At 70.3% G+C, this 13426-nt stretch carries 15 protein-coding genes and 1 tRNA gene; 10 read left to right on the plus strand and 6 right to left on the minus strand.

Annotation, left to right across the window (positions count from 1 at the left end; all coding sequences use genetic code 11):
- The first annotated feature begins 16 nt into the window (after positions 1–16).
- Both OG562_RS21250 and OG562_RS21255 read left to right on the plus strand, forming a co-directional pair.
- Positions 17–1312, plus strand: a complete 1296-nt coding sequence (locus OG562_RS21250; RefSeq protein WP_266400082.1) for an amidohydrolase family protein — start codon at positions 17–19, stop codon at positions 1310–1312.
- Positions 1313–1438: 126 nt separating this feature from the next.
- Positions 1439–1978, plus strand: coding sequence for a hypothetical protein (locus tag OG562_RS21255; protein ID WP_266409445.1), 540 nt, complete (start codon positions 1439–1441; stop codon positions 1976–1978).
- Positions 1979–2185: 207 nt separating this feature from the next.
- On the opposite strand, the gene OG562_RS21260 is transcribed toward OG562_RS21255, so the two are convergent.
- Positions 2186–2581, minus strand: coding sequence for a DUF6344 domain-containing protein (locus tag OG562_RS21260; RefSeq protein ID WP_266400084.1), 396 nt, complete (start codon positions 2579–2581; stop codon positions 2186–2188).
- Between the two features lie 338 nt (positions 2582–2919).
- Between OG562_RS21260 and OG562_RS21265 the strand changes: the two genes are divergently transcribed.
- Together OG562_RS21265 and OG562_RS21270 are read left to right on the plus strand one after the other, a co-directional pair.
- A complete protein-coding gene (locus OG562_RS21265) occupies positions 2920–3048 on the plus strand; it encodes a DLW-39 family protein (protein ID WP_003999697.1) in 129 nt (42 codons plus the stop codon).
- A 572-nt stretch (positions 3049–3620) separates the two neighbouring features.
- Positions 3621–4733: a hypothetical protein gene (locus OG562_RS21270; RefSeq protein ID WP_266400086.1), complete on the plus strand. Its 1113-nt coding sequence runs from the start codon at positions 3621–3623 to the stop codon at positions 4731–4733.
- On the opposite strand, the gene OG562_RS21275 is transcribed toward OG562_RS21270, so the two are convergent.
- The gene (locus OG562_RS21275; RefSeq protein ID WP_266400087.1) at positions 4697–6214 is read right to left on the minus strand and encodes a serine/threonine-protein kinase; all 1518 of its coding nucleotides are present in this window, start codon (positions 6212–6214) and stop codon (positions 4697–4699) included. The genes OG562_RS21270 and OG562_RS21275 overlap by 37 nt on opposite strands.
- Positions 6215–6414: 200 nt before the next feature.
- On the minus strand, positions 6415–6963 hold the full coding sequence (locus tag OG562_RS21280) for a DNA-binding protein (RefSeq protein WP_266400090.1): 549 nt from the start codon (positions 6961–6963) through the stop codon (positions 6415–6417).
- Between the two features lie 184 nt (positions 6964–7147).
- Between OG562_RS21280 and OG562_RS21285 the strand changes: the two genes are divergently transcribed.
- The 3 genes from OG562_RS21285 to OG562_RS21295 all read left to right on the plus strand — a co-directional run bounded on the left by OG562_RS21285 (position 7148) and on the right by OG562_RS21295 (position 8648).
- Positions 7148–7220, plus strand: a tRNA-Ala gene (locus OG562_RS21285).
- Positions 7221–7295: 75 nt separating this feature from the next.
- Entirely contained in the window at positions 7296–7703 is a 408-nt protein-coding gene (locus tag OG562_RS21290; RefSeq protein WP_266400093.1) for a BlaI/MecI/CopY family transcriptional regulator, read from the plus strand.
- A 3-nt stretch (positions 7704–7706) separates the two neighbouring features.
- Positions 7707–8648: a M48 family metalloprotease gene (locus tag OG562_RS21295; RefSeq protein WP_266400095.1), complete on the plus strand. Its 942-nt coding sequence runs from the start codon at positions 7707–7709 to the stop codon at positions 8646–8648.
- Between the two features lie 50 nt (positions 8649–8698).
- Here the strand turns inward: OG562_RS21295 and OG562_RS21300 are convergent, their stop codons facing one another.
- Together OG562_RS21300 and OG562_RS21305 are read right to left on the minus strand one after the other, a co-directional pair.
- Complete coding sequence (locus tag OG562_RS21300) at positions 8699–9154, minus strand: tellurite resistance TerB family protein (RefSeq protein WP_266400098.1); 456 nt, start codon at positions 9152–9154, stop codon at positions 8699–8701.
- A 219-nt stretch (positions 9155–9373) separates the two neighbouring features.
- On the minus strand, positions 9374–10078 hold the full coding sequence (locus OG562_RS21305) for a DUF5324 family protein (RefSeq protein WP_266400101.1): 705 nt from the start codon (positions 10076–10078) through the stop codon (positions 9374–9376).
- A gap of 277 nt (positions 10079–10355) precedes the next feature.
- On the opposite strand from OG562_RS21305, the gene OG562_RS21310 reads away from it, so the two are divergent.
- Positions 10356–10883, plus strand: a complete 528-nt coding sequence (locus tag OG562_RS21310; protein WP_266400103.1) for a peptidylprolyl isomerase — start codon at positions 10356–10358, stop codon at positions 10881–10883.
- 149 nt (positions 10884–11032) lie between these two features.
- Positions 11033–11932, plus strand: a complete 900-nt coding sequence (locus tag OG562_RS21315; RefSeq protein WP_266400105.1) for a rhomboid family intramembrane serine protease — start codon at positions 11033–11035, stop codon at positions 11930–11932.
- A 278-nt stretch (positions 11933–12210) separates the two neighbouring features.
- Here OG562_RS21315 and crgA read toward each other — a convergent pair whose 3' ends face one another.
- Positions 12211–12465 (minus strand): cell division protein CrgA, encoded by a 255-nt coding sequence (crgA, locus tag OG562_RS21320; RefSeq protein ID WP_093778975.1) that lies wholly within the window; start codon positions 12463–12465, stop codon positions 12211–12213.
- Between the two features lie 141 nt (positions 12466–12606).
- Between crgA and OG562_RS21325 the strand changes: the two genes are divergently transcribed.
- Complete coding sequence (locus OG562_RS21325; RefSeq protein ID WP_266400108.1) at positions 12607–13410, plus strand: DUF881 domain-containing protein; 804 nt, start codon at positions 12607–12609, stop codon at positions 13408–13410.
- The last annotated feature ends 16 nt before the right edge of the window (positions 13411–13426 follow it).

A 13426-nucleotide genomic window follows, 5' to 3' on the forward strand; every position in this document is an offset into this window, starting at 1 on the left:
GACTGGAAGGACCGACATGCAACGGGACGACCTGATCCTGATCAGCGTGGACGACCACATCATCGAACCGCCGGACATCTTCGTGAACCATCTGCCGAAGCGGTACCACGACGAAGCGCCGCGCCTCATTCACCGGGAGGACGGCAGCGACGTCTGGAGGTTCCGGGACAGCACGGTGGGCAACGCCGCCCTCAACGCGGTCGCCGGGCGGCCCAAGGAGGAGTACGGCCTCGACCCCCAGGGCATGGACGAGATCCGCCCCGGTTGCTACGACGTCCACGAGCGCGTCAAGGACATGAACGCCGGCGGAGTCCTCGCGCAGATGAACTTCCCGTCCTTCCCCGGCTTCTCGGCGAGGATGTTCGCCACCGAGGACTCCGACTTCTCGATCGCGCTGGTCAGGGCCTACAACGACTGGCACATCGACGAGTGGTGCGGGGCCTACCCCGGCCGGTTCATCCCCATGGCGCTGCCCGCGATCTGGGACGCGGAGCTGTGCGCGGCCGAGCTGCGGCGCGTCGCGGCCAAGGGCTGTCACTCGATGACGTTCCCCGAGAACCCCGCCGTCCTCGGCTACCCGAGCTTCCACGACCCCTACTGGAACCCCGTGTGGCGGGCGGCGTGCGACACGAACACCGTGCTGTCGGTGCACATCGGCTCGTCCGGCCGGCTCGCCATCCCGTCCGCCGACTCGCCGCCCGACGTGATGATCACGCTCCAGCCGATCAACCTCGTCCAGGCCGCGGCCGACCTGCTGTGGTCCCGGGCGCTGAAGGAGTTCCCCGACCTGAAGATCGCCCTGTCGGAAGGGGGCACGGGCTGGATCCCGTACTTCCTGGAGCGGGTGGACCGCACCTTCGAGATGCATGCGGCCTGGACCCTCCAGGACTTCGGGGGCAAGCTGCCGTCCGAGGTCTTCCGGGAGCACTTCCTGACCTGCTTCATCACCGACAAGCTGGGCGTACGGCTCCGCAACGAGATCGGCATCGACAACATCGCCTGGGAGGGCGACTACCCGCACAGCGACTCCCTGTGGCCGGACGCCCCGGAGCAGCTGCACGAGGTGCTGGTGGACTGCGCCGTTCCGGACGCGGACATCGCGAAGATGACCCACGAGAACGCGATGCGCTGGTACTCCTTCGACCCCTTCGCCCACCTCCCGCGCGAGCAGGCCACGGTGGGCGCGCTGCGCAGGGCGGCCGCGGGCCACGACGTCAGCGTCCGCTCGCGCAGCCGTCAGCTGACCGAGCCGGTGGACAAGCTGGAGGCCTTCCGCGCCCGTGCCCGGGCGGCGATGGCCGCGGCCCAGTAGCCGGACGTACGCCTTCGGCCGCCTCGGGCCCCCTCCGACCACCCCTGGATAGCTGACGGTCCGTCAGTTATCGTCGGCTGCTGTAGCCGTGCAGATGCCGGCGCAGAGCAGACAGGGGTGAACGCCATGGAGGCCGGTTCGACCCGTTCGATTCGTCCCCGGAGTCCGCAGCCGCCGGGGGATCCCCGCTGGGTCGCCCTCTTCTACGAGCCGTCCTCGGCGTCCTGGCGGCTGGGCGCCGAGTCGCCCGACCGCTCGCCCGTGCTGTACGCGATCGGCGAGATGACCCAGGTCAAGCGGGCGCGGGGCGATGAGGTGGCGGTCGAGCTGTGGGGCCCGAAGGACGGCGCGTGGCAGCGCTTCGAGTCGTCGCCCGCGGTGGCCGAGGCGGTCGTTGCGGCCGAGGCGTCGGCGCCTACGGAGGCCTTGCTTCCGGAGTCGGTTTCCTCTGGTGCCGCGCCGGGGCAGAGCAAGCTCGCGGAGCGCATGGACGACCGTCGGCACCAGGTGCTCACGGCGGGTCTGAGCAAGGCGGGCCTGTACGACCTCGCGCCGGACGATGCGACAGCGGTTCGGACACTGGTGGCCCAGGTCGACGAGACCACGCTGCGCAGGGTCGCCCACTGGCTGGCGGTGGCGGGAGGGGCTGGGAAAGAAAAGGGATAGGGCTCGATGAGCAAGACAGGCGGGACGGCCTGAAGGATCTAGAGAATCTAGAGAATCTGGAAGATCTGGAGAATCTGGAAGGTCTGTCCGGCGAAGGCCCGGTCGGCTCCTGGGAGCTGCCGGGCCTGCATCGTGCGGCTGTACGCAAGTTCGCCGGTACGTCGTAGCGCCGGATGGGTGGCGCCGGATGAGTGAACCGCAGGCTGCTCAGCGCTGGAGGGGCGTGGCCGGCTCGGCCGGGTCGGCGGGGTCCGCCGGGTCGCAGGAGGCGCTGGCGTCCTCGGTCTGCTCGGCCTGCTCCGCGTCCGGGAGCGGGCGCTGGCGGCAGCTGGGGGACTTGCCGTGGGCCTCGGCGCGGATGCGCTGCTTCATCGTGGGGGGCAGGGCCCGGGCGTGGGACCAGGCCAAGGGAGAGGCCATCGGCCAGGCCGTCGTGGGCGCGGCGCTCGTCTCCGTGTGCGCGCTCTCGCTGCTGGTGGCCGTCGCCTCGGTCTGCGCCGCCGCCGTCGTGGCGGTGGTGGTGATGAGTCCGAGCGCCGTGCACAGCGCGAGGAAGGCGGTGACGAAGGCGGTCCATAGCTTCATGACCCGGTTGTCGGTCATGGCCCCTCACTTTCAGGTTGGGCGATTTGCGTACTTTCCTCATGATGTGTATGGGGCTCGCGAAGTGCGGGACCGACGCTCGCGGCCTGGCGATGTTCCGATGAACACCACTCGGATGGGTGCAAGTCGTAAGAAAACCCAGGAACTGGGGCGAAAAAGGGGCGAAGTAACCGTCCGTGGGGATGTGATCACCCTCCGATCGGAGTGGTGGTCGCACCTTCTACTACGCCGTCGAGGGCGGCAGTTGAGCGGCCGACGCAGGTCACCGATCGGTATCGGTCGGTGTGTATAGTCGGGCGCCAGAGGTCCCCTACGTCAAGGAAAGACGAGGTCGCGCGGTGAAGAAGCTTCTCCTGGTCGCACTGGCCGCCATCGGCGGGCTCCTCGTGTACCGCCAGATCCAGGCGGATCGCGCCGAGCAGGATCTGTGGACGGAGGCGACTGACTCCGTGCCCACGGGTTCTTGAGTACCGACACCAGAGACTGAATCAGACCCCGACCGCCTCGCGGTCGGGGTTTTGTGTTGCGTACCCCCGGGGTTGCGGTTACAGGGGGCGGGGTTTCGGACGCTCGTACGGAATGCGGGGGTGACGACGGGGGCGGCGGGGCAGGATGGCCCACGTTCGGACGAAGGCGTCGTACGAGATTTTCGGGTGACGGGGAGGGGGCGGGCGGGATGGCCCGGCGAAGGGGGAGCCGTACCGCTGGGCTTCGGTTCGCCGTCGTGGGAGCGGCGCTGCTCTGCGTGGCGGCGATCCTGATACCCGCTTCGACGGCGGCAGCGGCCCCAGCAGCATCTACAGGTACAGGTACAGGTACAGGTACAGGTACAGGTACAGGTACAGGTACAGGTACAGGTACAGGTACAGGTACAGGCACAGGCACAGGCACAGGCACAGATACAGGTACCGATACAGATACGGACACCTACGCCTTCGCCGCCGACGTCCGCGACGCCGAGGCGGCGAAGGGCACCGCCGACGCCGTACCCCTGGAGGCCGGGGCGACGTATCGCAGTGCCCTGTCGGGGGGCGGGAAGGTGTACTACCGCCTCGAACTGGACGGCACGTCGAACGCGTACGTCTCCGTCACGGCGATCCCCCGCCCGGGTGCCGGGCTCGCCGTAGGGGACGGCGTCAGCGTCTCCGTGCAGAGCGCCGACGGCGCGAACTGCTCGTACGACACCGTGATCGTCGGGGCGAGCCGGAGTCCGCAGCCGATCACGGCCTGGGGCGCGCGTGAGCTGCTGCCGGGCAAGGGAGTGTGCCAGGAGGCGGGCACGTACTACGTGGTCGTCGAGCGCGCGGCCGGCTCTGCCGCCGGCGCCGACGACCCCTGGGAGCTGGAGCTCGCGCCCGTCTCCGAGCCGCCCCTGAAGAAGGCCGCTCCTACGGGGACGCCCGAGACGTGGAACTCCGCCACCCCCGACCCGGCCGTCGGGGAGCCGGTGGACCGTGCGGGCGGCGCGGGCTTCTCCAAGGCGGCCGCCGTGGAGCAGGGCGTCTGGAGCGACGAGATCGCCCCCGGACAGACCCTCTTCTACAAGGTGCCCGTCGACTGGGGGCAGCAGCTGTACGCCGGCGTCGACCTGGCGAGCGCGGGCAAGGACTCCGCGTTCGTGGTCGACGCGCTGGACCTGACCCTCTACAACCCGGTGCGGGCGAAGGTGGAGGACAAGGGCATCGGCTACGGCGGCGGCCAGAAGTCCGCCGTCCTGGACCCCGCCCCGCCCGTCCGCTACGCCAACCGGTACGCCCCCACCGACCCGGCGAACAGCCTGCGCTTCGCCGGCTCCTACTACCTGGTGGTGCACCTCGCCGCCCAGGTCGCCGACGACTTCGGCGACGGCCCCTACGGGCTGACCCTGCGGGTCCGGCTCGGCGGCACCGCGCAGGCCGGACCGGGATATGCGGGGAAGTCGGTCCCCCGCGGGCTCTTCGGCCCCGACACGGAGACCGGCCCGGCCGCCGTGGACACGGCCCGGGCGGACGGCGGTACGTCGGCCGGCGGCGACCCCGTGATGAGGGCGGTCGCGGTGGGCGGCATCGGTACGGGCACCGCACTGCTGCTGATCCTCGGCGGGTGGACGCTGACGGCCCGCCGCCGGGCCTCCGCTCAGCCGCGCGCCAACGCCCAGAACCCCACCGCGTAACAGACCAGCGCGAGCAGCAGCAGCGGAACCGCCACCTTGACGGGCGGCCCGGGACGCGCCCGACGCACGGCGCGATGGCCCCTACGGGTCTGCACGGCAGGGGGATCCAACGGGACCTGAGCGGTGTAGGAGGCGGTCGACGCCTCGCCGCGCTGCGCCCGGGCGGCCAACACGAAGGTGGGGTCGTAGGGGAGGACGGGTGCGGGCCCCGATACGGCCGCGGAGGCCGGCGCCGGCGCCGGGGTCGGTGGACGGGGCGTCCCGATGCCCGTCGGCCGCGGGGGCGGCAGCTGGAAGCTGCCGGTGTCCGACCTGGAGGGGACCGGAGTGGGCGTGGGGGCAGGGCCAGGGGCAGCGGTGGGGGGCTGCAGCGGCGGAGGGGGTACGACGGCTGCGCCCGACCCGGACGACAGGGAGCCGCTGCCCGTAGGGGCCGACGGTACGGAGTCCGTGCCCGGCCACGCAGAGTGACGAGGGGGTGAGTCGGGAGGGGAGGGCAGGGAGCCCGTGCCCGCAGGTGGACCCGCGCCCGCGCCCGCACCCGGACCCGCACCCGCACCCGCACCCGGAGCCGAGCCCCGACCTGTTCCCGATGCCGGTTTCAGGGGACCCGCGGGGGCGAACCCCTTGGGGAGGGGGCCGAGTTGGTCGAAGATCTCGATCAGTTCGTCGTCCGGGCCGGGCTCGGGGAGGAGTTCGGCGGCGGCCGCCAGCGCCTTGCGGGCCCCCGTGGCCGTACGGAAGCGGGCCTGCGGGTCCGGCTGGAGCAGGGTGGCCACGACCTGCCACAGCGGCTCCGGGACACCCTTGGGGGCGCCCGGCGTCCCGTGCTCCGCGAAGTACTGGACGAGCGCCTTGGCGTCCGGTTTGGCGCCCTGGAGGAGATAGAGGGCGACGAGGCCCACGGCGAAGAGATCGGCGGGGAAGTCGGGTTCGGCGCCCATCATCTGCTCGGGGGCGAGGTAACCGGGCGTTCCCACCACGAGGTTGGTCTCGGTCAGGCGCGGCTCGCCCAGTCGCATCGCGATGCCGAAGTCGCCCAGCCGCAGCCGGGGCCGGGCCGTGCCGGTGGCCTCCAGCAGGATGTTCGCGGGCTTGATGTCGCGGTGCACGACGCCCTCCGCGTGCACCGCGGCCAGCCCGGACAGCAGTTGGTCGAGCAGGGTGCAGACGAACGTCGGCGCGAGCGGACCGTAGTCGCCGACGAGGTGGACCAGCGAACCGCCGGCGACGAGGTCCATGGTGAACAGGACTTTGTCGTCGTCGGCGGCCCAGCTGGCGGGGGCGAGCACATGGGGATGGTCGATGCGCAGCGCCTGTTCGCGGACGAAGCGCAACAGCGAGTGGGCGTCGCTCTGCTGGAGGACCTTGGCGGCCACGTAACGGCCGCGGCGGTGGTCCCAGGCGCGCCAGACCGCGCCGACCCCTCCGCGGCCGATCGGATCGGCCAGTTCGTACCGTCCGGCGAAGACCTCACCCATGGCAGTCACCCATAGCAGTCACCCATGACAGTCATCCATGGCAGTCACCCATAGCAGCGCGTCGCTCCTCCCCCTACGGATTCCCCCCGTTGTTCCCCCCCGTTGCTCCCCCGGTTGGTGCCCCGGGGGTTTCCCCCGGACGTCCCCCGAGCCGCCGTCCGCCCGGCTGCCGAACCCCCTTCGGCGACCGGGCCGAGGGCTCAGCTCTGGTGGGACTGGTAGTGCGTGACCGCGTCGGAGGTACGGCCGGCGCCGTACACCCGGAGGAACTCTGCCAGTTCGGGATGGCTCGGGGCGAGGGTGTCGGCGGCGTCGATGATGTCGCCTGCGGCGGCGACCGAGCGCAGCAGCGACTGGATCTCGCGGACCACCCGCTTCACCGTCGGCGCCCCCGAACTGCTCGTGGTCTGTGTGGTGTTGTTGAGCACCGAGCCCCCCTGCGACCGCTTGATCTCGTCCATGCGCTCGGTCGCCTCGGCCGCGCTGACGCTGCCGTCCGCGACCTGCGCGGCCAACTCCTGGAGCAGCTGCACCCGCTGCACCACGGCCGGGTTGCCGATCTTCGCCCGCTGACCGCTCATCAGCTGAGACAGCATCGGCGCCGACAGTCCCAGTACCCCCGCGAGACGAGCCTGGTTGAGGCCAAGATCGTCGATGAGCTTACGGAAGAGCGCCCCCAGCGGCTCCCCGTACCAGTTCCGCTGCAGTTCCCGCGCTCTCGCGGTGGCTTCCTGCTGTGCGGCGTCCATTGCGTCTCCCCATCGCTCTTCCCCAGAGAACCGCGGTTCGCTGTCGCGAACCACGTCCGAGCATCTTACGGAGAGTGGTCATCCGCGGGGACCCCCAATCTTTTTGCGAGATACCCCGGGTGACCCGGTACTCTGGTCTGCGGCGGCCGCCGGTGCGAGGTTCCTCCGGCCGGACGTCCCTTCCGGGGCCTTAGCTCAGTTGGTAGAGCGCTGTCTTTGCATGGCAGATGTCAGGGGTTCGACTCCCCTAGGCTCCACACTCCGAGAGCCCCTCTGATCTGCGGAAACGCAGGCTGGAGGGGCTCTTTTCCGTCCCAGGTCAGGGAGGCAGCATGGGCAAGCAGGACGACGGCAGGGGGGCGGACCCGCCCGTGCGTCGGCGTGGGCAGGGCGAGCTGGAGGCCCAGGTGCTGTCCGCCCTGCAGGGCGCGCCGGAGCCGGTGACGGCGGGTTGGGTGCGCGAGCGCCTCGGCGGCACCCTCGCCTACACCACCGTCATCACGATCCTGACCCGTCTCCAGGCCAAGGGCGCCGTCACCCGGGAACGGTCGGGCCGGTCCTTCACCTGGACCGCCGCCGCCGACGAGGCGGGCCTCGCCGCGCACCGTATGCGCCGGGTCCTGGACAACGAGGCCGACCGGGAGGCGGTCCTGGTCAGCTTCGTCTCCGGGCTGCCGCCGCAGGACGAGGAACTGCTGCGCAAACTGCTCCAGGAGACCGGCGAAGGCCCGGAGAGCTGACCCATGGGCGTGTTCGTCTTCCTGCCGCTGGTGCTGCCCCTGACCGCGTGGCCCGTCGCCCGGCTCGCCGAACACCGTCTGCACCCGCGCCTGGCGACCCGTCTGCTGTCCGCCGTCGCCGCGGTCCTCGGCCTGTGCAGCAGCCTCTGCCTGGGCCTGCTGGCGATCGTCGGCACGGCCCAACTCCCGGGCAACCCGCTGCCGGACGGCTGGGCCGACCCGGAGGTACGGGCGGCCGTGCCGCACGACGAGGTGGTCGGCAAGAGCGCGGTCTGCCTGCTCGCCGCGGCGGCCGCAGCCTGCGCGGCCCTCCTCCTGCGCCATCGTCGGGTACGCCGCCGCACCGCACGGGCGCTGCGCGGGCTGCCCGCAGCCCAGGTCGCCGTCCTCCCCGACCCGATGCCGTACGCCCACACGGTGCCGGGACGTGGACGGGCGGGCGGCCGGATCCTGGTCTCCACCGGCATGCTGGCCGGTCTCACCTCACGCGAACGACGTGTCCTGTTCGCGCACGAGCGGGCTCATCTCACCGGCCGCCACCACCGCCACCTGCTGCTCGCCGGCTTGGCGGCCCGCGCGAACCCGTTCCTGCGCCCGCTGCGCACCGCCGTCGTCTACACCGTGGAGCGCTGGGCGGACGAGGAGGCGGCCGCGACGGTCGGCGACCGGCGGACCGCCGCCCGCGCGATCGCCAAGGCCGCGCTGATCTCCCGGCCCGCTCCCGCCCCCACGATGGCGGCCCTCGCCGCCCCGGCGGGACCGGTGCCCCGCAGGGTCGCCGCCCTGCTCGGCCCGGCCCCGGCCGCCCGCGCCTGGCCGCCGTTGTTCACGACCGTGGGCGTCGCCGCCTGGACCGCGGCCGCCGGCGCCGCCCTGTCCGCCATGTCGTCGGCTAACTCGGCGGTGACGATGTTCCTCATCCTGAAGGCAGCGACCCCTCTTTAGCCCCTTTAGCCCCTTTAGCCCCTGTGGGCTCCTCGGGCTCTGTGGGCTCTTTAGAGGTCGAACTCGTGCGGCGGCAGGTCGAGGGTGAAGCACGCCTCCCGTACGACGGCCTGCTCGGTCTTGTCGAAGTCGCCGTCAGCGCCGCCGATGACGATGCCGATCTGGATGACGGCCCGCGCCTCGGCGGGCTTCTTCTTCGCCTTGGCGACCTCCTGCAGCACGCTGACCTTGCCGAAGGCGAAGTCGGTGGTCAGCTTGTTCAGGTTCTCGTCGAAGCGGCGCTGCAGATCCATGGCGTCGAAGTTCTGCAGCACCTCGTTCGTCGCGATCAGCTGGGCCACGCGCTGCCGCTCGGACGGGTCGATCGTGCCGTCGGCCGCCGCGACCAGGGCGCACATCGCCATGCTCGCGTCACGGAAGGCGCCGCTCTTGAGGTCGTTCTTCTTCGCCACGAGCTGGGTCTGCATCGTCGACGCGGACTCCTTGATGCGGTCCCACAGGGCCATGAGAACTCCATTCCATCCATCTATGTCTACATCTGCATCGTCTGCAGCTACATCTACAGCAACGTAGAAACTAACGGCTCCGCGGATAAGTTCCGGCATGTTCCGGCAAGTTCGGGGCGCACGACACAGCCGTGGGGCGGAAGACCACGTTCAGGTCTCCGCCCCACGGCTGGATGGCGGCCGTACGACTGTGGGGGCTGTTCAGCCGCTGAGGACTGTTCAGCCGCGGTCGTCGCGGTCCGCGGACTCCTCCTCGGCCTCCTTGGCCTGCACCTCGGGGTCCAGGACCGAGGGCGAGCCGGTGCCGTCCACCGAGGTCAGACCGCCCGAGGCGGCGACCTCCGTGGCAGCCGGCGGCTCCACCAGCCAGTCCGGGTTGGCCTGCTTGTCCCACCACTTCCAGGCCGCGAAGGCGCCGCCGGCGACGACGCCCACCACGAGCAGCGCCTTGCCGAGCTTTCCCGCCCTGGCCCGGCGCCGGTGCTTGCGCACCAGCCTCTCGATCTCCTTCGGGGTCACCTGGCCGCGCAGCGCGGCCAGCGCGGCGACGCCGCGGGCGGCGGCCTCGTCCTTGACGGGCCCGGCCGCGGCCACCGCCTGTTCGATCCTCGGCCGGGAGTAGTCGGCGGCCTGCCGGGCGGCGAGCCGCGCACGGACGGCCGCCTCGTACGCGGCCTGGTCGACCTTCGGCGGGACATGCGTCCGCGCCTGTTCCAGCCGGGGCACGACATGGGCGTCGAACTGGCTGCGGGCCTGTTCGGCGGCCTGCGACACCTTGGGCGCGAGTCGTACACGGGCCTCTTGCGCGTAGAGCGCTGCCCTCTCCTTGGCCGTGTCGGCGTAGGGCGCCACCACTTCCGCGGCGTGCAGCACGCTGTCCTTCGCCGATCCGGTCGCGGAGCGCACGCTGTCGATGCGGGTCACGGGTTCCTCCTCCTCGGTGGCGTACGGTATTTCGACTTTCCACCCTTTTACGGATCATGCCTGCCGACGGCGGGTGCGGCACGCGCGATCGGGCATACGGGTGCCGGTAAGGGATCAAGACGCACCAATAAGGGATCAATGAGGGGCAACATGGGTGTGTCGTCGGCAATGCCGACAATGCCACGGATCGGCCCCGCCCGCTCCTGTCCCGGGCGACTTGGACCCTTTTCCCGTGCGAGGATCGGGGGAGTCACAGGAAGACAACGGAAGGCACATCGTGGCCGAGCAGCTGTACGCCACCCTGAAGACCAACCACGGCGACATCGAGATCCGGCTCTTCCCGGACCATGCGCCCAAGACGGTCAAGAACTTCGTCGACCTCGCCACCGGCGGGCGCGAGTGGGTCAACCCCGAGACGGGCGCGAAGTCCACGGACAAGCTCTACGACGGTACGGTCTTCCACCGGGTGATCAGCGGATTCATGATCCAGGGCGGTGACCCGCTGGGCAACGGCACCGGCGGTCCCGGCTACCAGTTCGAGGACGAGTTCCACCCGGACCTGCGCTTCGACCGGCCCTACCTGCTGGCCATGGCCAACGCCGGCCCGGGCACCAACGGCTCGCAGTTCTTCATCACCGTCTCCCCGACGGCCTGGCTGACCCGCAAGCACACCATCTTCGGCGAGGTCGTCGACCCGGCCGGCCAGAAGGTCGTGGACGAGATCATCGCCGTACCGACCAACCCGCGCACCGACCGTCCGCTGAAGGACGTCGTCATCCAGTCGGTCGTCGTCGAGAAGCGCTAGCGCGCATCCGCGGCGGGACGCGACCGCACGCGCAGAAGCGTGGTTCCCGAGGGGAACCATTTGCCCCGCTCGTCCGTAAGGATGGGCGGGGCAGAGCCTTGCTCGGGCGAGGCCCCGCTCACGACGAGTGTGACGACTTGGGGGACCCCATGGACCAGGCGCCAGGCAGCCGGCAGGACGACGCGCACAGCGGCCTGCCCGTCTGCTACCGCCACCCCGACCGCGAGACCGGCATCCGCTGCACCCGCTGCGAGCGCCCGATCTGCCCCGAGTGCATGATCAGCGCCTCGGTCGGCTTCCAGTGCCCGGAGTGCGTGCGCACCGGCTCCGGCACAGGTCACGCACCGACGGCGTCGCAGCCCCGCACGATCGCGGGCGGCGCGGTCGCCGCCGACCCCCACCTGCTCACCAAGATCCTCGTCGGCCTCAACCTCGCGCTGTTCCTGGTCCAGACGGCCGTCGGCGACGGGTTCACCGACCGCTTCGACCTGATCGGCCGCGCGATCATGCCGGCCCTCGGCTTCGGCGAGCTCCAGGGCGTGGCCGAAGGGCAGTGGTACCGGCTGCTGACCTCGATGTTCCTGCACGCCAGCTATATCCACATCCTGTCCAACATGCTCAGCCTGTGGTGGATCGGCGGCCCCCTCGAAGCCGCCCTGGGCCGCGTCCGCTACCTCGCGCTGTACGTGGTCTCCGGTCTCGCGGGCAGCGCGCTGACCTACCTCATCGCCGCACCTAACCAGGCCTCGCTCGGCGCCTCCGGGGCCATCTTCGGTCTCTTCGGCGCGCTCGCCGTGCTGGTACGCAGGCAGCGCTACGACATGCGCCCGGTCATCGCCCTGCTGGTGATCAACCTGGTCATCACCTTCGGGTGGAGCGGCATCTCCTGGCAGGCCCACATCGGCGGCCTCGTCGCCGGCGTCGTCGTCGGCGTCGCCATGGTCCACGCCCCGCGTGAGCGCCGTGCCCTCGTGCAGTTCGGGACGTGCGCGGTGGTGCTGGCCGCGGTCGTGGTGTTGACCCTCCTGAGGACCGCGCAGCTCACCTGAGCGCCACCCTGAGCGCCCTGTTGTCCACAGCGGGTGGCGAATCTTGTGCACAACGTGCGGGAACAGCTGTGCCCCCTGTCACCGACCCATGTTTATGCAGGTCAGGCAGGGGGCGAACGAGCCTTCGAGGGGTGGTGACTGCCGGTAGTTACGTCATACCGGCGTCAACCTCCAGGGAGTTATCCACAGATCGTCGTTTCTTTTCCCCACTCTGTGGAAAGCGGGGCCTTGCCTGTGGATAACTCAGCGGATACCCCTGGGTAGAGGTGGTCCGGCAGCTACTTCCACTGCGTGGAGACGCCGAATCCGGCAGCGATGAACCCGAAGCCGACGACAATGTTCCAGTTGTCCAGCTTGTCGATGGGCAGCGAACCGTCGGTCACATAGAAGACGACGATCCAGGCCAGCCCGATGAGGAACATGGCCAGCATCACAGGCGCGACCCAGGCACGGTTGGTCAGCTTGATGGCGGTCGCCTGCTTCGCGGGCGGCGGCGTGTAGTCGGCCTTCTTGCGGATACGTGACTTCGGCACGAGGGTCTCTCCTGTCGATGCGCTGCGTGGCCGCGCAGGGTACGGGGTCGGGCTCCGAGCAGCGTACAAGGGGACACTGAGCACTCCCCCGGGCGTCCGTTAGCGTAGTGCTTCTACGGCGCCGAAGGAGATAAGGGTACGTTGAGCAATTCTGCCGACTCCCCCGGGACGGACACAACGGGTTCCGACCCCGCCCCGGCCTCCAGGTCCCCCAGATCCCGATTCCGGCCCGTGCGCGCGCTCACCGCCGGCGTCTTCGCCCTCGCGGGTCTCCTCTTCATCACCAGTTTCAACACGGCCAAGGGCACCGACATCCGTACGGACGCCTCCCTGCTGAAGCTGTCCGACCTGATCCAGGAGCGCAGCCACAAGAACGGCGGGCTGGACGAGTCCAACGCCCGCCTGCGCGAGGACGTGGAGTCGCTGGCCGAGGCCGACGACGGCAGCACCACGGCCGAGGACGAGAAGCTCGCCGCCCTGGAGAAGAACGCCGGCACCCAGAAGCTCAAGGGCGAGGCGATCACCGTCACGCTCAACGACGCCCCGCCGAACGCCACCGCCAAGCTCCCCGGCTACCCCGAGCCGCAGCCCGACTACCTGGTCATCCACCAGCAGGACCTCCAGGCCGTGGTGAACGCCCTCTGGAAGGGCGGCGCCGAGGGCGTCAAGGTCATGGACCAGCGGCTGATCTCCACCAGCGCCGTGCGCTGCGTCGGCAACACCCTGATCCTCCAGGGCCGCGTCTACTCCCCGCCGTACAAGATCCAGGCGGTCGGGGATCCCGGGAAGCTGCAGAAGGCGCTGGCGGACTCGCCGTCGATCCAGAACTACATGGTCTACGTGAACGTCTACGGCCTCGGCTGGAAAGTCACCGAGGACGGGACGGTGACTCTGCCGGGCTACTCGGGCACAGTGGATCTGCACTACGCGAAGCCTGTGGAGTAGCCCGGAGCAGCCCTCG

The sequence above is a fragment of the Streptomyces sp. NBC_01275 genome, from assembly GCF_026340655.1.
GTDB lineage: Bacteria > Actinomycetota > Actinomycetes > Streptomycetales > Streptomycetaceae > Streptomyces.